The organism is Streptomyces sp. NPDC051172, assembly GCF_040682555.1.
Taxonomy (GTDB): domain Bacteria; phylum Actinomycetota; class Actinomycetes; order Streptomycetales; family Streptomycetaceae; genus Streptomyces.
On the sequence record NZ_JBFBBE010000015.1, the window covers coordinates 36,808 to 58,298 of the forward strand.

Sequence of the window (21,491 nt, forward strand, 5' to 3'; positions counted from 1 at the left end):
GTGGACACGATTGCCAGCCTCTTCAGCTTCATCACGACACCCGTCTCATGGGTCATCGTCCAGTTCCACTCGATGTACGGGAAGATCTTCGGTCCCGACACGGGCTGGGCCTGGGGCCTGTCCATCGTGTCCCTGGTGATCCTGATTCGTATCTGCTTGATCCCGCTCTTCGTGAAGCAGATCAAGTCGACCCGGGCGATGCAGACGCTGCAGCCCGAGATGAAGAAGATCCAGGAGCGCTACAAGAGCGACAAGCAGCGCCAGTCCGAAGAGATGATGAAGCTGTACAAGGAGACGGGTACCAACCCGCTCTCCTCGTGCCTTCCCATCCTGGCGCAGTCCCCGTTCTTCTTCGCGCTGTATCACGTGCTCAACGGCATCGCGACGGGCAAGACGATCGGCGTCATCGACGATCAGCTGCTCGCCAGCGCCCGTAAGGCGCACATCTTCGGTGCCCCGCTTGCCGCGAAGTTCACGGACAGCGCCGACAAGGTGGCCCAGCTCGGTGCGCAGATCACCGATGTGCGGGTCGTCACGGCGATCATGATCGTTCTGATGTCGGCGTCGCAGTTCTACACGCAGCGCCAGCTGATGACGAAGAACGTCGACACCACGGTGAAGACGCCGTTCATGCAGCAGCAGAAGATGCTGATGTACGTCTTCCCGGTCATGTTCGCCGTCTTCGGCATCAACTTCCCGGTCGGTGTCCTCGTCTACTGGCTGACCACCAACGTGTGGACCATGGGCCAGCAGATGTACGTCATCCACAACAACCCGACCCCGGGTTCCAAGGCCCAGGCCGCCTACCTGGAGCGCCTGAGCAAGCACGTCACGCAGCACGGCAAGGTCCGTCGCCGCAGCGAGAAGACGATCGTCAAGGCGATCGTCGCCAAGGGCCGCGACCGCAACGAGTTCGAGCGCAAGTTCATCAACGGTCTGAACAAGGCGGGCCTCGCGGCCCAGACCGACGGCACCGTGGTGCAGAGCGACAGCGCCGTGGCGGTCCAGACCGAGGACGGTACGCCGACGACGACCGGCAGCGCCGCCCCCAAGCGCCAGCAGCCCAAGCGGCAGAGCAAGGCCCAGCGTCAGTCCGGTGGTGCGAAGGTGCCCGGCGACTCCGAGCCGAAGACGTCGCTGAGCAAGTCCGACGAGCCGGAGGACGCCAAGCCCTCCGCCGCTGCGAAGAAGGCCGAGCCGAAGCCCGGCGGCGGTACCCGCAGCAAGGCCCAGTCCGGGCAGCGCAAGGGCCCGCAGCGCCCCAAGTCCCCGTCCAAGAAGTAAGAAGGAGCCCATCCCGTGACGGAAGGCACCACCTCCGCCGCTGCCGAGGGTGCAGACACCCTTACCCGCCTGGAGCAGGAGGGCGAGATCGCGGCGGACTACCTCGAGGGTCTGCTGGACATCGCCGATCTCGACGGCGACATCGACATGGACGTCGAGGCCGACCGCGCCGCTGTCTCGATCATCAGCGACTCGGGCAGCCGAGACCTGCAGAAGCTGGTCGGCCGTGACGGTGAGGTGCTTGAGGCGCTGCAGGAGCTCACGCGCCTGGCCGTGCACCGGGAGACCGGGGACCGCAGCCGGCTGATGCTGGACATCGGCGGCTACCGTGCTAAGAAGCGCGCTGAGCTTTCCGAGCTGGGTGCGAAGGCGGCCGCCGAGGTCAGGAGCACCGGCGAGCCCGTCAAGATGAAGCCGATGACGCCGTTCGAGCGCAAGGTCGTGCACGACGCAGTCAAGGCTGCGGGCCTGCGCAGCGAGTCCGAGGGCGAGGAGCCGCAGCGCTTCGTCGTTGTGCTCCCTGCCTGATCGGTCCGTACGTTCCTCCGGCCCCGTCTGTAGCGCAGGCGGGGCCGAGCTTTGTCAGCCTGATAGTTCTGGTGGTCTCGGCGCTCGGTGCGCTGATGCGGTACGGAAGGACGGTCCCCGTGACGGAGGCAGCGGAGCTTCCCCCTGCGCCCGAGCAGGCGCGTGCGGTGTTCGGCGATCGCTTCGCGGACGCGGTCCGCTATGCGGAGCTGCTCGCTGAGGCAGGTGTGCAACGCGGTCTGATCGGCCCGCGCGAGGTGCCTCGTCTGTGGCAGCGGCATCTGCTGAACTGCGCGGTGCTTTCCGAGGTCGTGCCCGAGGGCGTGACGGTCTGCGATGTCGGCTCGGGTGCCGGCCTGCCGGGCATTCCCCTGGCGCTGGTCCGCGAGGACCTGAAGATCACGCTGCTGGAACCGTTGCTGCGGCGTACGAACTTTCTCACCGAGGTCGTGGAGTTGCTCGGGCTGGACCATGTGACGGTCGTCCGCGGCCGTGCCGAGGAGGTCATGGGCAAGGTGCCGTCGGTGCATGTGGTGACGGCGCGGGCCGTGGCTCCGCTGGACCGGCTGGCCACGTGGGGCATCCCGCTGCTGCGGCCGTACGGGGAGATGCTTGCGCTCAAGGGTGACACCGCTGAGGAGGAGCTCAAGAGCGCGGCCACGGCGCTCAGTAAGCTGGGTGCGGTGGAGACGTCCATCCTGCATGTGGGTGAAGGAGTGGTGGATCCTCCGTCCACGGTCGTGCGGGTCGAGGTCGGGGAGAGCCCCGGCGGTGTCCGCTTCGCGGCGAAGAAGGCCAAGGCCGCACGGGCGGGCCGCGCACGTCGGCGCCGCTGATCCGGCCTGACGACGAGACGTACTCCACACAAGCTGCCAAACCTACGCACGCCGGAGTGTCGCGACAGTTCGGCCACCGCTGCTGTGCATCGTGTTTCACGTGAAACGTCGCTCACTGCTCCACGGCATCATCAGCCGCGGCCGCGCCGCTGCCGAACCCCGCGACCGTAAGCCTCTCGGTTCACTCGGAGAGGCACCCGTATCCGACGAGATTCGGTCCCCCGTGAGGGGGGCCGAGTTGTCCACAGAGGTGGATTTCTCCACAGAACAACAGGCCTCACTGGTTCACGACCCCGAAGACATGGGAGGCTCTGTTCATTGCGAGCCTGAAGTCGAGGAGAGTGAATCCTTGCGGTCCGACGCCAACATCGCGGGACCGATGACCGATCCGGTCCCCGGTCCCCGTACCGAGTCGATGGGGGAGGATGTTTCACGTGAAACACCGCCTCCTATGGACGACACTCCGATCGGTCGTGCTGCCCAACTGGCGGTGGAGGCTCTGGGCCGCGCAGGCGAGGGCCTGCCACGGCCCGAGCAGACACGCGTCATGGTGGTCGCCAACCAGAAGGGCGGTGTCGGCAAGACGACGACGACCGTCAATCTTGCCGCCTCCCTGGCCCTGCACGGCGGCCGTGTCCTGGTGATCGACCTCGACCCTCAGGGCAATGCATCGACTGCGCTGGGGATCGACCATCACGCCGAGGTCCCGTCCATCTACGACGTCCTGGTCGAAAGCAAGCCTCTCGCGGAGGTCGTCCAGCCGGTCCCCGATGTCGAGGGTCTCTTCTGCGCACCCGCCACGATCGATCTCGCCGGTGCGGAGATCGAGCTGGTGTCCCTGGTGGCACGGGAGAGCCGACTGCAGCGGGCCATCCAGGCCTATGAGCAGCCGCTGGACTACATCCTGATTGACTGTCCCCCTTCGCTCGGCCTGTTGACGGTCAACGCGCTGGTGGCCGGCGCGGAGGTTCTCATCCCCATCCAGTGCGAGTACTACGCGCTGGAGGGCCTGGGCCAGCTGCTGCGCAATGTCGACCTGGTCCGGGGGCACCTCAACCCCACGCTGCATGTATCGACGATCTTGCTCACCATGTACGACGGTCGGACGCGCCTCGCGTCCCAGGTCGCGGACGAGGTGCGCAGCCACTTCGGTGACGAGGTGCTGCGGACGAGCATTCCCCGCTCGGTCCGCATCTCCGAGGCTCCGAGTTACGGGCAGACGGTGCTGACCTACGATCCGGGATCGAGCGGTGCCCTGTCTTATCTTGAGGCGGCACGAGAAATCGCGCTGAAGGGCGTGGGTGTGTCCTACGACGCGCCGCATGCCCACATCGGTGCCCAGAGTGATCCAAGCATGGTGGAGGGGATTCAGTGAGCGAGCGACGGAGGGGTTTGGGCCGTGGTCTCGGCGCGCTGATCCCTGCTGCCCCGACGGAGAAGACACCGGCTCCGGCCGCGATGGGGGGCGCAGGTTCTGCGTCGCCGTCGGCGGTGCCGGTGCTGACCACCGACCGGGGCGTGGCCGCGGCGAAGGTGACAACGCTGCCGCCTGTTTCACATGAAACGGAGGAGCCGTCGCTGAACGGCGTCGCGGAGGCGCCGGCGTCTCCTGTGGGCGCCCACTTCGCGGAGCTTCCTCTCGACGCGATCACGCCGAACCCGCGCCAGCCGCGTGAGGTCTTCGACGAGGACGCGCTGCAGGAACTCGTCACCTCCATCAAGGAGGTGGGCCTCCTCCAGCCGGTTGTCGTACGGCAGTTGGGCCCCGCCCGCTACGAGCTCATCATGGGCGAGCGTCGCTGGCGGGCCTGCCGTGAGGCCGGCCTGGACACGATCCCGGCGATCGTGCGAGCCACGGAGGACGAGAAGCTCCTCCTGGATGCCCTGCTGGAGAACCTGCACCGGGCGCAGCTGAACCCGCTGGAAGAAGCTGCTGCCTACGACCAGCTCCTGAAGGACTTCAACTGCACGCACGACCAGTTGGCCGACCGGATCGGTCGTTCCCGCCCTCAGGTCTCCAACACGCTGCGGCTGCTGAAGCTCTCGCCGGCGGTCCAGCGCCGGGTGGCTGCCGGGGTCCTGTCCGCCGGTCATGCGAGGGCGCTGCTCTCCGTCGAGGACTCGGAGGAGCAGGACCGGCTGGCCCACCGGATCGTGGCCGAGGGGCTGTCCGTGCGAGCCGTCGAGGAGATCGTGACCCTGATGGGGTCGCGGCCGCAGACGGCCCAGCGGTCCAAGGGCCCGCGGGCCGGCGCGCGAGTCTCTCCGGCGCTGACCGACCTCGCGACCCGTCTCTCGGACCGTTTCGAGACACGCGTGAAGGTGGACCTGGGGCAGAAGAAGGGCAAGATCACCGTCGAGTTCGCCTCCATGGAGGACCTCGAGCGGATCCTCAGCAGCCTTGCTCCCGGCGAAGGACCGGTCCTGCAGAAGAGCCTCCTGGAGGACGATTCCGAGGATCTCGAGGCCTAGACAGCCTGCGGCCGACGGGCGGTTTCGCTCGTTGGGCCGACAGAGTGGGCCGTGTCCGGTGTGTACCGGAACACGGCCCGCTCTTTGCTTTCAGGCAGTATCGACGGAATCGCTTCGTGGATACGATGCGTTCGGGTATGGCGCATCCACCTGGCAGTACCTCTGAGAGGGAGGCAGCGGCCATGCGAACGCTGAGCCGCACCGGACTCGTGAGCGCAGGTCTCGGACTGGGCGCGGTCGGCGGCTTCGTCGGCAGCCTGCTGAGGGAACGGAGCGCTCTGACATCCGCCCGCGGCGCTGCGGGCGAAGGAAGCGAGGAACAGGCTTCATGGGGCGTCGGCTCGTACCGCTCACGCTGGACAACCTTCAGGACCTTCCCAGCCGCTGTCGCGCGTGTGTCTTCTGGGAGTTGGACCCAGTCAGCGGTGAGGCCGCGGTAAAAGCGGGCACGTCCGCACTGGAGAAGGAAGCGTGGATTTCCGCGGTCCTGCTGGACTGGGGGTCCTGCGGCCGGGTCGTCTACGTCGACGACGTACCGGTGGGCTTCGTCCTGTACGCCCCTCCGGCCTACGTTCCCCGCTCCACGGCCTTCCCCACGAGTCCCGTTGCGTCCGACGCAGTGCAGCTGATGACTGCGTTCATCATGCCGGGCTATCAGGGGCAGGGGCTCGGGCGGGTCATGGTCCAGACGGTCGCCAAGGATCTGCTGCGGCGGGGCTTCAAGGCAATCGAGGCTTTCGGAGACGCACGGTGGAAGGAACCCGCGTGTGTCCTGCCGGCAGACCATCTTCTGGCCGTGGGCTTCAAGACGGTCCGCGCTCACTCGACTTACCCCCGTCTGAGGCTGGAGTTGCGGACGACGCTGTCCTGGAAGGAAGACGTGGAGATGGCGCTCGACCGGCTGCTGGGGGCCGTGCAGAAGGAGCCGGTGCTGAGGCCGCTGTGAAGAGCGTCCGGACAAGCAGATGGGCCAACCCTTCCGGGTTGGCCCATCCGTGTTTCACGTGAAACATCCACCGCCGACTCGACGGCTTCGTCGGCTACTCGGCGATGAAGTCCTCAAGGTCGCGGACGATCGCGGCCTTCGGCTTCGCACCGACGATGGTCTTGGCGACCTCGCCACCCTGGTAGACGTTCAGCGTCGGGATGGACATGACGCCGTACTTGGCGGCCGTACCCGGGTTCTCATCGATGTTGAGCTTGACGACCTCGATCTTGTCGCCGTACTCGGCGGCAATCGCCTCGAGAGACGGCGCGATCTGGCGGCACGGGCCGCACCAGGCGGCCCAGAAGTCCACCAGTACGGGCTTGTCGCTCTTGAGGACGTCCTGCTCGAAGGAGTCGTCGGTCACATTCTTCAGGGTGCCGGCCACGGCGGGCTCCTTAACTGGTTGGTGCGTGGGGCGGATGGAGGTCAGACAGAGGTCTTCTCGGGCTCGGCCTGCTCCTCGTCCGCAAGGGCGGCGAGGAAGCGCTCGGCGTCGAGCGCGGCGGAGCAGCCGGTACCGGCGGCGGTGATTGCCTGACGGTAGGTGTGGTCGACCACGTCACCGGCGGCGAAGACACCGGTCAGGTTGGTGCGGGTGGAAGGAGCGGCGACCTTGAGGTAGCCCTCCTCGTCGAGGTCGAGCTGGCCCTTGAAGAGTTCGGTGCGCGGGTCGTGGCCGATCGCGATGAACAAGCCGGTGACCGCCAGGTCCGAGAGCTCGCCGGTCTTGATGTTGCGCAGCTTCAGACCCGAGAGCTTCTGCTCGCCCTGGACTTCGGCGACTTCGCTGTCCCACACGAAGTTGATCTTCGGGTCAGCGAAGGCCCGCTCCTGCATCGCCTTGGAGGCGCGCAGGGTGTCCCGGCGGTGGACGATCGTCACGGACTTGGCGAAGCGGGAGAGGAAGGTCGCCTCCTCCATCGCGGTGTCGCCGCCGCCGATCACAGCGATGTCCTGATCCTTGAAGAAGAAACCGTCACAGGTGGCACACCAGGAGACACCGCGGCCGGAGAGGGCGTCCTCGTTCGGCAGGCCGAGCTTGCGGTGCTGGGAGCCGGTGGTGACGATGACGGCCTTTGCCCTGTGCACGGTGCCGGCGGTGTCGGTGACGGTCTTGATCTCTCCGGTCAGGTCGACGGAGACGACGTCGTCCGGGACGAGCTCGGCACCGAAGCGCTCGGCCTGGGCGCGCATGTTGTCCATGAGCTCGGGGCCCATGATGCCGTCCGGGAAACCGGGGAAGTTCTCCACGTCGGTGGTGTTCATCAGCGCGCCACCGGCGGTGACGGCGCCCTCGAACACGAGCGGCTTCAGCGACGCGCGCGCGGTGTAGAGCGCCGCCGTGTAGCCGGCGGGCCCGGAGCCGATGATGATCACGTTACGAACGTCGCTCACGGCTTGTTTCCTCGTCTCTGGACTGCGTCGTCGGACCGGGGGAGCCCCTCTCAGAGCTCTCACCCCACCCAACGGATCCTAAGGGGCGCGCATTCCCACTGTGTCCGGGCACACAGAGACGCGACACGGTACGGGATACCACGCACGACAGAGACGAAGCGCGTGCGTTCAGGGACGGGAGTAGGAGTGCGTCAGGAGAACCTTCGCCTTGGCGGCGGACGCATGACTCACACAGCTCGCATCCACGATGTATGCGGTCACCTTGTTGCCGGCGGAGGCGTCGGACATGACCACGAGCAGGACGTCCGTGCCTTTGTAGATGCCTTCCTTCGCTGCGAGCGCCGGATCGGTGCGCCCGATGCCGTTGCGGACGCAGTCGGGGACCGTGGGCTCCTTGTAAATCTTGGGCTGGTTGCTCCCGCCCTCCACGCCAAGACTGTGCGGAGCATGGGAGCCGTTGCCCGAATCCTGGGTCTTGAGGAGACCGGCGACCTGGGCCTCCAGCTTGGCCTCCGAGAACGTGTCCGCGGTGGTGGGCTTCTGGCTCTGGGCCCCGGAAGCGGGCGGTTTCCCGTCGTTCAGCGATGTCAGCAGGACCGAACCGAAACCCAGTGCGGCGACTGTGAAGACGGTGCCCAGGATGGCGATCCTGCGGCGGCCTCCCCGCTTGCGCTGCTTGCGACCCGGTCCGGTGGTGGAGGCACGGGAATGTCCCGCGGGACGGTCTGCCGTTGCCGATGTTTCACGTGAAACACGCGCGCTGTCACCGGCGTCGTCCGCGACACGGGACGCACCGACGAGCGCCGGGGCGTCCGTGACATCGGGAGCCGTCGCGTTCAGCAGCGCCTCGGCCGCGAGAGCGGCATCGATCCGGCCTGCGACATCGGCGGGCATGCGGGTCGGACCCGGCACCGAACCGAGCAGTCCTCGGATCTCCTCCAGCGACGCGTAGACGTCCGCGCAGAGCTCGCACTCGTCCAGGTGCCGTCGTACGTCGGCAGTCCGGGACGGCGGAAGCAGCCCCTCGGTGAGGTCGGAGATCTCGGCGACGTCCGGGTGTCCGGCCATGTCGGTCGTGGATGTCACGCTCGCCCACCTCCGCCCTTCACAGCAGCTGAATCGCTTGGCCCGGTATCCGGCCCTCTGTCGCGTGGACCGGCAGTCGGCGGCCCCGCTGCCGGTGGGACGGATGTCCCCTGGGTCCGGTTCCGCCCCTCGCCCTGTTCGTTGGGGCCACCGGCGTTTTCCGGCCGGAGATGGGTGAGGAGCGGCAGGAGTCTGGCTCTGCCACGGGCGCAGCGGCTCTTCACCGTGCCGGTGGGGACATCGAGCACGCGGGCGGCTTCGGCGACCGGGTATCCCTGCATGTCCACCAGGACGAGGGCGGCGCGCTGGTCGGGCGGCAAGGTGCCGAGAGCCTCCAGCAGCTGCCGGTGCAGATCGTTGCGCTCTGCGGGAGCTGATGCCTCCTCGTGCGGCTCCAGCAGTTGCTCCAGCCGCTCGGTGTCGTCGACCGGAGAGGTCTTGCGTGAGGCGGCCTTGCGGGCGCGGTCGAGGCAGGCGTTCACCGTGATCCGGTGCAGCCATGTCGTGACGGCTGACTGCCCCCGGAAGGTGTGGGCGGCCCGGTAGGCGGACACCAGGGCGTCCTGAACGGCGTCAGCGGCCTCCTCCCGGTCCCCCAGGGTCCGCAGGGCCACCGCCCACAGCCGGTCACGATGACGCCGCACAAGCTCACCGAAGGCGTCCGGGTCGCCCTCTACATGGCGGGCCAGGAGGTCCTGATCGCTTGCGTCGCCGTATGCGGTGTCATCTGCCATCGAACCCCCTCCCCTGGGATGCGGTGAGTTTTCAGCCGGTGAACTTCAGGTCCGTCACTGCCTGCTTGTAGCCCGAGTCGCTGTATGAGTCCACCGGCGCGTATGGCATTGCCGTGAACCACACCAGTACATACCGGCTCTTCACCGGCTTGGCGACTGTCACCCTGGCAGACGTGCCGGAGGTCGTCACGGATCCCAGTTTCGTCATGGAAGTCAGCGGAACCGACGAACTCAAGGAGTCCGTCGCGTAGAGCGTGACCGTCGTGTGGTCGCCGCCGAACAGGAGCCCTATCGAAGCGGCGGAGACCTCCTGCTGCGAGCCGAAGTCGTAGACGATGCCGACACCGGGCTTGAAGGCCGGTTTCATGTCCGGGCCGTCCTTGTAGCTGGCGGTACGCCAGTACGTGGAGCTGTTGTTGTCGTACGTCTTGTCGACGTCGTTGGGGTGCTGGGCGTCACCCGTGGCGACGTACTCCTGGGCCCTCTGGATCTGGAGGGCCTTGGTCGGCTTGGGCGCGGCGCTGTTCTTGTCGCCCCCGTCGTTCGTCTGCGTCTTGTTCGTGTCGTCGGACTTGTTGCTGCTGTCCATGAGTGCGTCCGCGAGCTGCCAGCTGCCGAGGCCCAGAGCCGCGATGAGGAGAGCTGAGACGGCCCACTTCAGCGCCTTGCCGGTACGGCTCTGCAGCGGGGCCGGGGGAGCCGGCACCGGCTGAGTGGCGCCCGGGTGCGGTGCGGGGCGGCCGTACGTGCCCTGCTGATACGTGGTGCGCTGGTACTCCGGCGGCGCGGTGAACGTGGGCTCCGGCGGGCGGATGCGGGGCATCTCGCCGATCGCCTTCACCAGTTCCTCCGGCGTGGTGCACGCGGATTCGTGGCGGGAGGCAGTCGCCCCGTCGTTGGCGAGTGCGCGCATGGCCAGCTCGGACAGACCGCGGTGGACACCGGCCCGCACCTGGTCGGGGGCGATCAGACCGACGTCCTTGGGCAGGCCCGCCAGACCGTACGCGTCGTTCTCGTACGGCCAGCGCTGGGTGAGCCCCGCGTACAGGAGCGCGCCGACGGACTCCGTGTCGGTGCGCTGCGGGGTGTCCGAACTGATGCCGCGCAGCGCGGCGTTCACGGCGAGGCCACGGATGCGCCACTGGCCGCTGGAGGTACGCAGCACGGCGTTGGGGTTCAGCCGCAGATGGGCCAGGCCCTCGCGGTGCGCTGCAGCCATCGCGGAGGCGATCTGGCTGACCATCTGGTAGGCGTCGTGCGGCTCCAGCGGACCGGAGGCGAGCAGCGTGGTCAGCTCGGCGGCGTCGGGCAGCCACTCGTGGACGACGTAGACGAGGTCGTTCTCCTCGACCGCGTCCAGCACCTGGACGAAGCGGGGATCACCGAGCAGCGCCGAGGAGCGGGCCGCGGCCAGCACCGAACGTGCCCGTGCATGGTCCGCCGGCAGGATGTGGACTCCGACGGCGCGGCGAAGCTTCTCGTCCACGGCACGCCAACTGCTGAATCCGTCCAGACGGGTGACGCACTCCTCGAGCCGGTACCGTCTGGCGAGTTTGTGGCCGCTGTGCAGCTCGGGTGGTGAGGCCTTTCCGGGACCTTCTGTCCCGCCACTCCCCTGTGCCTCGTCGATCTCCGTGTCCCGCTCCCGGTTCTGGGCCACCCCGTCGGCCGTGGACTGGTCCGCCTCTGCGGTCAGCGGTTGGTCGCCGCTGTTGTCTGCCACGTCGACGGCAGCCGTGCTCCGTTCCGCCACCGTCGTTCCTGCCTCCCCATTCGATGCGCGCCGGCCAACACCCGTGCGCGCTGTCCGACGCCGAAACCAATTGTGCCCACAGTCCGCCGCTATGCACGACACGCGGTGGCGGACGATGGTTGTGCGCGTACCCCCGCGTCAGCGCCCCAGACGCCCGCGGACCATGCCGACCAGTGAGTTCAGCTCCTCGATGCGCATCTTTCGGGCGGCCAGGAAGAAGATCCCGAGCAGGACCGCGCCGCCGGCCAGCAGGGCCGCGAGGGATCCGACGACGCCCTGGCCGAGCGTGTGGCCGATCTCGTAGCAGGCCGCGCCGCTGAGGGTCGCTGCGGGCACCGAGGCGATGCAGAGCCTGGCGTACGTCCGCAGAACGCGGGCGCCGTCCAGGTCGCCGCCCAGCCGCTTGCGCAGCCGGTTCCAGGCGACGCCGACGCCGATCGCGTAGGCGAGGCCGTACGAGGCGGCCATGCCGGCGACGGCCCAGCGGGGCGGCAGGGCGACGTAACACAGCGCCGAGGCACCCGCGTTGACCGCGGCCACGATGACCGTGTTGTAGAAGGGCGTCCGGGTGTCCTCGTAGGCGTAGAACGCGCGCAGGACGACGTACTGCACGGAGTACGGGATCAGGCCGAGGGCGAACGCCATCAGCATGAAGCCCATGTTGGTGGCCTCGCTGATACCGGAGGAGCCGAAGATCAGCGTGCACATCGGGATGCCGAGGGCGAGGAAACCGAAGGCGATCGGCACGATGGCGACGGCCGTGGTGCGCAGACCCTGGGAGATGTCGTCGCGGACGGCGCCGCTGTCGTCCTCCGCCGCCGAGCGTGAGATGCGGGGCAGCAGGGCCGCCATCAGGGAGACGGTGATGATGGCCTGCGGCAGGCCCCAGATCAGCTGGGCGTTGGCGTAGGCGGCGAAGCCGGTGCCGTCGACGGGTGAGGCCTTGCCGGCCGAGGTGGACAGTTGCGAGACGACGATCGCGCCGGCCTGGTTGGCGAGGACGAACAGGACGGTCCACTTGGCGAGCGTCACGGCCTTGCCGAGGCCGTGGCCCCGCCAGTCGAACCGCAGCCGCAGCCGGAACCCGGTCTCGTGCAGGTACGGGATCATCGCCAGCGCCTGGACGACGAGGCCGAGCAGCACACCGATGCCGAGGAGCCGCTGGCCCTCCGGCGGGATGTTGGTGACCTTCATGCCGGAGTCGGCCGCTGTGCCGTACACCCACATGAACATGCCGAGCGTCACGATGATGACGATGTTGTTCAGGACCGGCGTCCACATCATGGCGCCGAACTTCCCGCGGGCGTTGAGGATCTGCCCCATCACCACATGGACGCCCATGAAGAAGATCGAGGGCAGGAAGTAGCGGACGAAGGTGACGCCCACCTCGTTGGCCGCCGGGTCGCTGGCCACCGAGTCCGACAGCAGGCGGATCAGGAGCGGTGCGCCGAGGACAGCGAGGACCGTGAGGGCGCCCAGCGCCACCATGACCAGGGTCAGCAGACGGTTGGCGTAGGCCTCGCCGCCGTCCTCGTCCTCCTTCATGGCGCGCACGAGCTGCGGCACGAACACCGAGTTGAGGCCGCCTCCGACGGTCAGGATGTAGATCATCGTGGGCAGCTGGTAGGCGACCTGGAAGGTGTCACCGAGCAGACCGACGCCCAGCGCCGAGACGATCAGTGCGGAGCGGATGAAGCCGGTGAGGCGGGAGACCATCGTGCCCGCGGCCATCACGGCGCTCGACTTGAGCAGGCCCCCGCCCTTCTTCGCCGGGGTCACAGGAGCTGCTGGGGGCACCGGGGCCGCGGGCGGGGTGGTGCCGAGGTTCATGGTCTGGTCGGTCGCGGTCGGCGAGGACGCGCCGGGCGCGGCCGCCGGGCCGGGCACGGAGGGGGGATCCGACGGGGGGTATCCGCCGTTCTGCTGCTGGTCCCGGAAGAGATGCGCGAACGCGTCCGGCTCCTGGCGTTCCTCGCCCGCCTGGGTGACCAGGTCGTCGACGCCCACGTACTGGGTGGTGCGGGGGTCGTCGCCGTACGGCAGGTACTGGCTCGGGCCGTCCGGCTCCGGCGCCGGCGTCTGGGCCCAGACCCGGGAGTCGGGGGCGTACGGGGACTGAGGCGGCTGGGCGTACAGCGGTTGCTGCGGCTGGTAGGTCTCCGGGGGCGGCGGGGGGTGTGCGGCACGGTCGTAGAGGGCCTCGGCGACCGGGTCCTGCGCGGAGAGGTCCTGAGCCCGGTAGGGGTCCTGGTCGTAGGCGTCCTGGAGGTACATGTCCGCGGGGGGCTGCGGCGGTACCTGGCCGTGCTCGGGCAGCGGGCCCTCGGGGAGGCCCGAGCTGCCCGCGGCCTGGCCGCGGTCACCGTCGTACGGCGCGTTCATGGTTACCCCACCTCATCGTCCCGGGCCCACCGGCCACGACATCCTCAACGGTCCACTCTCTCACCCGTGCCGGACGGGTCGGTGATTTCCGGTGCGGTGTCCGGTGTCGGGTCACTCGGCTGCTCAGGGTCGTCTGCCCGGGCGTCGGTGCCGGACTCCTCCTTGAGACGGTCTTCGGGGCCCTCGGGGTTCTTCGGTCCCTCGGCGGGCTCGTCGGGACCGCCCTCCTCGGCCTCACGGGCGGCCGCGCGCTTGCGCTGCGTGTACATCCGGAAGCCGGCGAGGACGAGCAGGAGGAAGCCGCCGCCGATGACCAGCATCACGGTGGCCGTGAACTCGGTCACCTTGACGTCGAAGGTGACGGCGTGACCGTATTCCTGTCCGTCCTCCGTGTACAGCTGGGCGACCACCGTGGCCTGGCCGTTGGCCTTGGCCGACGTGGTGAACTTCACCGTCTGGCTGTGCCCGCCGGAGACCGTGACCGGCTGCTCCTGGTAGGCGTGACCGCCGATCTGGAGGCGGGTGGGGCTCGTCGAGGTGAGGCGCAGCGTCAGGTGCTGAACACCCTGTACCAGATTGTTCTGGACGGTCACTGGGATGGTGGCGCTGCGTCCGGAGAGCTTGGTGTCGGACTTGTCGATCAGCTTGACCTGGCCGGTCAGATCGGTGAGGTGGTTGTCGACGTCACTGCGGAAGCTCGCCGCTGCGGCCGCGCCGCCCCGCCACGACGTGGACATCCCGCGGTTCATGGCGCGCCCGAAGGGGGTCACCACGCGGGACTCGTCGCTGAGGATCACCTTGAAGTTGTCGAGTTCGTCCTGTGTGGTCGCGATCTCCTCGAAGGCCGAGCGCGGCAGCTCCTGTTTGCGTAGCGAGGACGGATACGCGGACGTCGACGGCACCTTCGTCGTGGCATCCGGGTCCGGTTTGGCATGGGCGGCCGACGTGAGCTTCTGGACCTCCGACCAGTTGCCGCCCTCCAGGGCCGACAGCGCGTCCGCCATGGCCTGGGCCTGGTGGGTCGTCGGCATGCGCTGCGGAGCGACGACGATGTTGCGCTGCTGGTTCGTCTGCAGGTTGAGCTCGAGGCTCTGGGCAAGGAACTGCTGCACGGCGAGCGTGCTGTCGGAGGCCTTCGTGAGGTCGCCCTCGAAGGCCTTTGACATGCGGGCGTCCGCGACCACCGCCGTGGTGCCGCCGCCGATCGGGCGTGCTGCGGAGGGGGTGTAGGACAGGGTGCCGGTCTCCTGGAGGCTGTCGCTGCGCGCGATGATCTGGTCGGCGCCTGCGGAGGTGGCGACCTTCACGATCGACGGGTCGACGGCGCCGTCCACGGGCCAGGCGAAATCCGTGCTCGGTTTCACGTGGAGGATCGGCTCCACCGTGTTGGCGACGACGTCGGTGGCCTCCTTGAGGTGGCTCAGCGAACCGGTCACACTCGTGCCGTTGTGGGCGAGGGAGGCGAGGTCCGGGTCGGCGAAGGGCAGCGCGACGACCTCCTTGTCGGCCACCGCCTTCTGCAGCTCGGCGAGCCACTGCTTGGCGACCGCCTGGTGCGTGCCCGCCGTGGTGCTGTTGCCGGCGGCCCGGACGCGATAGTTGCGGGTCATCGCGTCGACCGAGGCCAGCAGGTCCGGGTCGATCACCCATGTGACGTCGAGGCTCTCGCCCAGGGAGAGCATCTCGTCCAGTCGGCCGCCCGGGGAGATCTCCTTGGCGAGGTCGTCATTGAGGAAGACCGGTGTCTGCTGCTCGTTCGATCCCGTCTCCGCCGTCATGTGGACGGTGGACACCAGCGGCCACAGAAACGTCGTCTTCGTCTTGGTGCCGGCCTCGTCGGGCTGCCAGGGCAGGAAGGTCCGCTGGATGCCGAGGACCTGGTCCCACGGCTGCGCGGCAGTCTGGCCGGACAGCGAGACGGCGAACTGGTAGACCCCGTCGTCACCGAGGTTCAGCTTGTCGACCGGCACGGAGATACTGAAGGGCTCAGCAACCCCTGGAGTGAGCTGGGAGAACTTCTCTGTGTACTTGCCGCCGATCTCCGAGCCGGTGGCGCGCTGGAGGCTGCCACTGTCCTGGGCGACGTCCTCGACGGCCGAGCGGGTGTTGAGCTGACGCCCCACGCGCAGTCCCACATGGGCGCCCGTGACCGTCTGCTTGCTGTTGTTGGTCACGGTGCCCGACACGGTCAGCGTGTCCCCGTCCGTGGGGACGGAGGGAGTGAGCGAGTCGAGGGCGACGGCCACCGAGCCCGAGCCTGAGGCGTCCTGCAAGGAGGTCTGACCAGCCGCGTTCGCGGAAGCCGCGGAGGGCAGCTGGAGCAGACCGGCCAGCAGAGGCGCTCCTGCGAGCAGTGCTCCGGTGCGCCGCAGCCACCGGCGGGCAGGTGAGGGATTCGTCCCCTGGAAGTCTGCCGCCTCGGCCACGCGCTCGTCCGTCCCTCGTCATCGTCAGTGGTCGTCGGAATGTGCGTCCACGCATGGTAACGATGCGCGCTGAGGGGAAGTGCCGCGGACTGCCGCACAAGATCGGGATCCAGTACCGTCCTGTCCTTTATCTGCACGTATAAAGAGAAGCGCGACCTGCATGCCTCAAGAGTGGACTTTGTGCACGTCTCTACTGAGGTGTCCGTGGACGTTTAATGGGGGCGCTTGCGGCCGCCCGGGCCACGTACCCTCTTCTGTTGTGCCGAACGCCAACGAAGCCAGCCTCAGTGCCCCGAGCCAGGAGCCGCGCCGCGTGTCGAGTGAACCGCTGCGGGTGGATCCTGTCGCCGATGACCTCGCCCGCCGTTTCCAGGAGGCCGGGTTCTCGCTGGCCCTGGTCGGCGGCTCGGTCCGGGACGCGCTGCTCGGCCGGCTCGGCAATGACCTCGACTTCACGACCGACGCCCGCCCCGAGGACGTACTCAAGATCGTCCGCCCGTGGGCGGATGCCGTGTGGGAGGTGGGCATCGCCTTCGGCACGGTGGGGGCTCAGAAGGATGGCTTCCAGATCGAGGTGACGACCTACCGGTCGGAGGCCTACGACCGCACCTCGCGCAAGCCTGAGGTGTCGTACGGCGACTCCATCGAGGAAGACCTCGTCCGTCGTGACTTCACCGTCAATGCGATGGCCCTCGCATTTCCGGAGAAGAAGTTCATCGACCCGCACGGCGGACGGGACGACCTCGCTGCACGCGTCCTTCGTACCCCAGGGACTCCTGAGGCGTCCTTCTCCGACGATCCGCTGCGGATGATGCGGGCCGCACGCTTCGCAGCGCAGCTCGACTTCGAAGTGGCCCCTGAGGTCGTGACGGCCATGAAGGAGATGGCCGGCCGGATCGAGATCGTCTCGGCCGAGCGGGTACGGGACGAGCTGAACAAGCTGATCCTGTCCGCGAACCCGCGCAAGGGTCTGACGCTGTTGGTCGAGACCGGTCTCGCGGACCATGTGCTGCCAGAGCTGCCGGCCCTGCGGCTGGAGCGTGACGAGCACTATCGGCACAAGGACGTCTACGAGCACACGCTGATCGTCCTGGAACAGGCGATCGCGCTGGAGGAGAACGGCCCGGACCTGACTCTTCGCCTGGCCGCGCTGCTGCATGACATCGGCAAGCCGCGCACCCGCCGCTTCGAGCAGGACGGCCGGGTCTCGTTCCACCACCACGAGGTGGTCGGGGCGAAGATGACCAAGAAGCGTATGACGGCTCTCAAGTACTCCAACGAGCTGGTGAAGGACGTCTCACGTCTGGTCGAACTCCACCTGCGTTTCCATGGCTACGGCACCGGTGAGTGGACGGACTCGGCGGTCCGTCGCTACGTCCGAGACGCCGGCCCACTCCTCGACCGCCTCCACAAGCTGACCCGCTCGGACTGCACGACGCGGAACAAGCGCAAGGCGGCGGCGCTGTCGCGGGCGTACGACGGTCTGGAGCAGCGCATCGCCCAGCTCCAGGAGCAGGAGGAACTGGACGCGATCCGTCCCGACCTCGACGGCAACCAGATCATGGAGATCCTGGGAATCGGCCCGGGGCCGGCCATCGGCCAGGCGTACAAGTTCCTGCTGGAGCTACGGCTGGAGAACGGGCCGATGGAGCATGGTGCGGCGGTGGCGGCACTCAAGCAATGGTGGGCTGAGCAGAGCTGAGGCTGTGAAACGGGGTCATGTTTCACGTGAAACATGACCCCGGGACGCGCGGTGGGCCGGTGTTTCACGTGAAACACCGGCCGAGGCGTGTGGGTAAACCCTTAGTTGGCGGAGTACGGCGTGAGGCAGAGGGTCAAGTCGCTCCTGCCGGTCTCCGTGTACTGGGCGTACTTGGTGCGGTCGCAGCCGGAGTCGTCGCTCTTCTTCTGGGCGACCTTGTACTGGGCCTTCGAGCTGCTGCAGTCCACGACCTTCAGGCCCGGGTCGGTGGTGCTCTCCGGGTTGCTGATGCTCATGCAGTCGCCGACGTTGGCGGTGTCGGGGTCATGGCGGCTCGCGAAGTAGCCGACCCCGGCGGCTATGAGGGCGACAATGACCACCCCAATGCGCAGGTACTGCTTGATGCCGCGCTTCGGCCGCTGCGGAGGAATTGGTGCGTACGGTGCGGTGGCCTGCTGGGGGAACCCGGACTGACCCGGCTGCTGCGGGTAGCCGCCCTGGGGCGGGTACGGTGCCGAGCCCTGTGGCGGGTACGGTGCCTGGCCCTGGGGCTGGCCGTAGGGCTGCTGGCCCTGTGCGAACGGGTTCTGGCCCTGGGGCGGAGTGGTCACTTGAGGGTCCCCCTGAAGAGTTGGTGAGCGGCCGACATAAGTGCCGCGTAAGACCCAGGAAAGTTACCGGCTGCCACTGACACTCCTGTAACCCGGAGGGGCTCTGTGGCCTTGATGTGACAGTCAACGGCGCTCAACGCGGGCCATGGCCCCAGCAACCGCCCCGTAGACAACGGCGACGGTGACCACCAGCGGGACGGAGCGGCCGTCCGGTGGCAGCATCAGCGCTGCCACCGCCGCGGCGCTGACGAAGGCGACGTTGAACAGGACGTCGTAGACGGAGAAGATCCGGCCCCGGAAGCCGTCGTCCACGGCGGACTGCACGAGCGTGTCTGTCGCGATCTTCGCGCCCTGGGTACTGAGACCGAGGACGAATGTGGCGACCAGCATCGGAGCGGTGGCGAACGGAAGACCGAGGGCAGGTTCCAGGACGGCGGCCCCCGCGGCGCACACCACGATCCAGCGGCCCGGTCCGAGGTGTCCCGCAGCCCAGGGCGTCACCACGGCCGCCGTGAAGAAGCCGGCGGCGGAAGTCCCCAACGCCAGCCCCAGCAGACGCAGTCCGTCGTCCGTGGTCGAGGCGAAGGTGTACCGGCACAGCATCAACAGCATGAGCAGCAGCGCGCCGTAGCAGAACCGCATCAGGGTCATCGTGACGAGTGCCCAGGCGGCCTCCCGGCGCGGCGGTGCGGCGAGGTGTCGTACACCTGCCGTCAGGTCACGGACCGTGCCGGTGAGTGCCGTGGCCAGTCTCGGCTGCACCCATTCGGCCTCCGGCCCGAGCAGTTCTGGTGCCAGGCGCAGCGATGCGAGCGCCGCGCACAGGTACAGGAAGGCGCCCAGCAGGAGCACGGCGGCATCGGAGTCCGCCACCACCAGCCGTACGACGAAGGCGAGACCGCCGCCCGCGGTCGCGGAGAGCGTACCGGCGGTCGGGGAAAGGGAGTTGGCCATTACCAGACGCTCAGCGTCGACGACGCGCGGCAGTGCGGCGGACAGTCCCGCAAGGACGAAGCGGTTGACGGCGGTCACGCAGAGCGCTGAAGCGTAGAAGAGCCAGTCCGGGGCGTGACTGAGGATCAGGACGGCCGTCGCCGAAGCCAACAGGGCGCGCAGCAGGTTGCCGTAGAGGAAGACCTGGCGGCGGCGCCAGCGGTCGAGGAGGACGCCTGCGAAGGGGCCCACCAGGGAGTACGGGAGCAGCAGAACCGCCATGGCGGAGGCGATCGCGGTGGCCGAGGTCTGTTTCTCCGGCGAGAAGACGACGTAGGCAGCGAGTGCGACCTGGTAGACGCCGTCGGCGCCCTGGGAGAGCAGGCGCACGGCGAGCAGGCGCCGGAAGTTCGCGAAGCGCAGAAGAGTGCGCAGATCACGGACGACGGCCATGGGGCACAGCCTCACATACGGGGAGGGTCCCCGGGCGGGCAACCCGGGGACCCTCGACGCCCTGGCAGGAGCAGTTGTGTCAGCGCTTAGCGCTCGACCTCACCCTTGATGAACTTCTCGACGTTGTCGCGGGCCTCGTCGTCGAAGTACTGGACCGGCGGGGACTTCATGAAGTAGCTGGAGGCCGACAGGATCGGGCCGCCGATGCCGCGGTCCTTGGCGATCTTCGCGGCGCGCAGGGCGTCGATGATGACGCCCGCGGAGTTCGGGGAGTCCCAGACCTCGAGCTTGTACTCCAGGTTCAGCGGGACGTCACCGAAGGCGCGGCCCTCGAGGCGGACGTAGGCCCACTTGCGGTCGTCCAGCCAGGCGACGTAGTCGGACGGGCCGATGTGGACGTTCTTCTCGCCGAGGTCCCGGTCTGGGATCTGGGAAGTGACGGCCTGCGTCTTGGAGATCTTCTTGGACTCGAGGCGCTCGCGCTCGAGCATGTTCTTGAAGTCCATGTTGCCGCCGACGTTCAGCTGCATCGTGCGGTCCAGGATGACGCCCCGGTCCTCGAACAGCTTCGCCATGACGCGGTGCGTGATGGTGGCGCCCACCTGCGACTTGATGTCGTCGCCGACGATCGGGACGCCCGCCTCGGTGAACTTGTCCGCCCACTCCTTGGTGCCGGCGATGAAGACCGGAAGGGCGTTGACGAAGGCGACCTTGGCGTCGATGGCGCACTGGGCGTAGAACTTCGCCGCGTCCTCGGAGCCGACGGGCAGGTAGCAGACGAGGACGTCGACCTGCTTGTCCTTGAGGACCTGGACGACGTCGACGGGATCGGCGTCGGACTCCTCGATGGTCTGGCGGTAGTACTTGCCGAGACCGTCGAGGGTGTGGCCGCGCTGGACGGTGACACCGGAGGTGGGCACGTCGCAGATCTTGATGGTGTTGTTCTCGGAGGCGCCGATGGCGTCTGCGAGGTCGAGGCCGACCTTCTTCGCGTCGACGTCGAAGGCGGCGACGAACTCGACGTCACGGACGTGGTAGTCGCCGAACTGGACGTGCATCAGGCCGGGGACCTTGGACGCCGGGTCGGCGTCCTTGTAGTACTCGACTCCCTGAACCAGCGACGCGGCGCAGTTGCCCACACCGACGATGGCTACGCGAACCGAACCCATTCCGGTTGCTCCCTGTGTGTACGAGTGAGGCCCTGACTGGACTCTCACGTGGCGGTGTCGTCGGGCGTATCCGTCCCGGGGGTGTCCCCGGGACGGGGCAGGACGCCCGGCGCTCCAGATGTGTTGTTCTGCTGAGCGGGCCCCCCGGAGGCGGGCCCCTTCAGGTCCCGTCCGGCCCGCTCGCTCTCGATGAGCTCGTTCAGCCAGCGCACTTCGCGCTCCACGGACTCCATCCCGTGGCGCTGGAGCTCAAGCGTGTAGTCGTCGAGGCGCTCCCGGGTGCGCGCCAAGGAGGCACGCATCTTCTCCAGGCGTTCCTCCAGCCGGCTGCGGCGGCCCTCCAGCACGCGCATGCGTACGTCGCGTGACGTCTGCCCGAAGAAGGCGAAACGGGCGGCGAAGTGCTCGTCCTCGTACGCGTCGGGGCCCGTCTGCGAGAGCAGCTCCTCGAAGTGCTCCTTACCTTCCGCCGTCAGCCGGTAGACGATCTTGGCGCGACGCCCGGCGAGTGGCGCCGCGAGGGCGTCCTCGGGGGTGTGTCCCGGCTCTTCGATCAACCAGCCGTTGGCGACCAGCGTCTTGAGGCAGGGATAGAGCGTTCCGTAGCTGAACGCACGGAACACGCCCAGTGATGTATTGAGTCGTTTCCGCAGCTCATAGCCGTGCATCGGGGACTCGCGGAGCAGGCCGAGTACGGCGAACTCAAGGATCCCGGAACGCCGGCTCATCCACTCGCCTC

The 21,491-nt window shown here is 68.0% G+C and carries 18 protein-coding genes; 7 read left to right on the plus strand and 11 right to left on the minus strand.

The features are described from left to right. The 6 genes from yidC (at position 1) to AB0N07_RS11820 (ending at position 6,066) form a co-directional block, all read left to right on the plus strand. Positions 1-1,284, plus strand: coding sequence for a membrane protein insertase YidC (yidC, locus tag AB0N07_RS11795; RefSeq protein ID WP_365834080.1), 1,284 nt, complete (start codon positions 1-3; stop codon positions 1,282-1,284). A gap of 15 nt (positions 1,285-1,299) precedes the next feature. After that, complete coding sequence (locus AB0N07_RS11800; RefSeq protein WP_275779078.1) at positions 1,300-1,812, plus strand: R3H domain-containing nucleic acid-binding protein; 513 nt, start codon at positions 1,300-1,302, stop codon at positions 1,810-1,812. Between the two features lie 119 nt (positions 1,813-1,931). Beyond that, a complete protein-coding gene (gene rsmG / locus AB0N07_RS11805) occupies positions 1,932-2,648 on the plus strand; it encodes a 16S rRNA (guanine(527)-N(7))-methyltransferase RsmG (protein WP_365834081.1) in 717 nt (238 codons plus the stop codon). A 301-nt stretch (positions 2,649-2,949) separates the two neighbouring features. Next, a complete protein-coding gene (locus AB0N07_RS11810) occupies positions 2,950-4,023 on the plus strand; it encodes a ParA family protein (protein ID WP_115907067.1) in 1,074 nt (357 codons plus the stop codon). Then, a complete protein-coding gene (locus tag AB0N07_RS11815) occupies positions 4,020-5,120 on the plus strand; it encodes a ParB/RepB/Spo0J family partition protein (protein ID WP_365834082.1) in 1,101 nt (366 codons plus the stop codon). The genes AB0N07_RS11810 and AB0N07_RS11815 overlap by 4 nt, the downstream gene beginning before the upstream one ends. A 328-nt stretch (positions 5,121-5,448) precedes the next feature. Then, positions 5,449-6,066 carry a GNAT family N-acetyltransferase gene (locus AB0N07_RS11820; protein ID WP_365834083.1) on the plus strand — a complete coding sequence of 206 codons (618 nt, stop codon included), beginning with the start codon at positions 5,449-5,451 and terminating at the stop codon, positions 6,064-6,066. Between the two features lie 94 nt (positions 6,067-6,160). Here AB0N07_RS11820 and trxA read toward each other — a convergent pair whose 3' ends face one another. The 7 genes from trxA to AB0N07_RS11855 all read right to left on the minus strand — a co-directional run bounded on the left by trxA (position 6,161) and on the right by AB0N07_RS11855 (position 15,884). Next, the gene (gene trxA, locus AB0N07_RS11825; RefSeq protein ID WP_003991504.1) at positions 6,161-6,493 is read right to left on the minus strand and encodes a thioredoxin; all 333 of its coding nucleotides are present in this window, start codon (positions 6,491-6,493) and stop codon (positions 6,161-6,163) included. 41 nt (positions 6,494-6,534) lie between these two features. After that, positions 6,535-7,503 carry a thioredoxin-disulfide reductase gene (gene trxB, locus AB0N07_RS11830; RefSeq protein ID WP_365834084.1) on the minus strand — a complete coding sequence of 323 codons (969 nt, stop codon included), beginning with the start codon at positions 7,501-7,503 and terminating at the stop codon, positions 6,535-6,537. Positions 7,504-7,671: 168 nt separating this feature from the next. Then, positions 7,672-8,589, minus strand: a complete 918-nt coding sequence (locus tag AB0N07_RS11835) for a hypothetical protein (RefSeq protein ID WP_365834085.1) — start codon at positions 8,587-8,589, stop codon at positions 7,672-7,674. Then, complete coding sequence (gene sigM / locus AB0N07_RS11840) at positions 8,586-9,323, minus strand: RNA polymerase sigma factor SigM (protein WP_365834086.1); 738 nt, start codon at positions 9,321-9,323, stop codon at positions 8,586-8,588. The genes AB0N07_RS11835 and sigM overlap by 4 nt, the downstream gene beginning before the upstream one ends. A 31-nt stretch (positions 9,324-9,354) precedes the next feature. Next, positions 9,355-11,076 carry a serine/threonine protein kinase gene (locus AB0N07_RS11845; protein WP_365834087.1) on the minus strand — a complete coding sequence of 574 codons (1,722 nt, stop codon included), beginning with the start codon at positions 11,074-11,076 and terminating at the stop codon, positions 9,355-9,357. Positions 11,077-11,214: 138 nt separating this feature from the next. Next, positions 11,215-13,458, minus strand: coding sequence for a murein biosynthesis integral membrane protein MurJ (gene murJ, locus AB0N07_RS11850; protein ID WP_365834088.1), 2,244 nt, complete (start codon positions 13,456-13,458; stop codon positions 11,215-11,217). Between the two features lie 44 nt (positions 13,459-13,502). Continuing rightward, on the minus strand, positions 13,503-15,884 hold the full coding sequence (locus AB0N07_RS11855) for a DUF6049 family protein (protein ID WP_365834089.1): 2,382 nt from the start codon (positions 15,882-15,884) through the stop codon (positions 13,503-13,505). Between the two features lie 259 nt (positions 15,885-16,143). Here AB0N07_RS11855 and AB0N07_RS11860 point away from each other — a divergent pair, with 259 nt between their 5' ends. Next, the gene (locus AB0N07_RS11860) at positions 16,144-17,586 is read left to right on the plus strand and encodes a CCA tRNA nucleotidyltransferase (RefSeq protein WP_365834090.1); all 1,443 of its coding nucleotides are present in this window, start codon (positions 16,144-16,146) and stop codon (positions 17,584-17,586) included. A gap of 101 nt (positions 17,587-17,687) precedes the next feature. Here AB0N07_RS11860 and AB0N07_RS11865 read toward each other — a convergent pair whose 3' ends face one another. The 4 genes from AB0N07_RS11865 to AB0N07_RS11880 form a co-directional block, all read right to left on the minus strand. Beyond that, positions 17,688-18,197, minus strand: coding sequence for a hypothetical protein (locus tag AB0N07_RS11865; RefSeq protein ID WP_365834091.1), 510 nt, complete (start codon positions 18,195-18,197; stop codon positions 17,688-17,690). A 123-nt stretch (positions 18,198-18,320) separates the two neighbouring features. After that, positions 18,321-19,583 (minus strand): MFS transporter, encoded by a 1,263-nt coding sequence (locus AB0N07_RS11870; protein WP_365834092.1) that lies wholly within the window; start codon positions 19,581-19,583, stop codon positions 18,321-18,323. Between the two features lie 86 nt (positions 19,584-19,669). Continuing rightward, positions 19,670-20,752 carry an inositol-3-phosphate synthase gene (locus tag AB0N07_RS11875; RefSeq protein WP_365834093.1) on the minus strand — a complete coding sequence of 361 codons (1,083 nt, stop codon included), beginning with the start codon at positions 20,750-20,752 and terminating at the stop codon, positions 19,670-19,672. A 44-nt stretch (positions 20,753-20,796) separates the two neighbouring features. Next, positions 20,797-21,480: a helix-turn-helix transcriptional regulator gene (locus tag AB0N07_RS11880; protein WP_365834094.1), complete on the minus strand. Its 684-nt coding sequence runs from the start codon at positions 21,478-21,480 to the stop codon at positions 20,797-20,799. Positions 21,481-21,491: the final 11 nt, after the last annotated feature.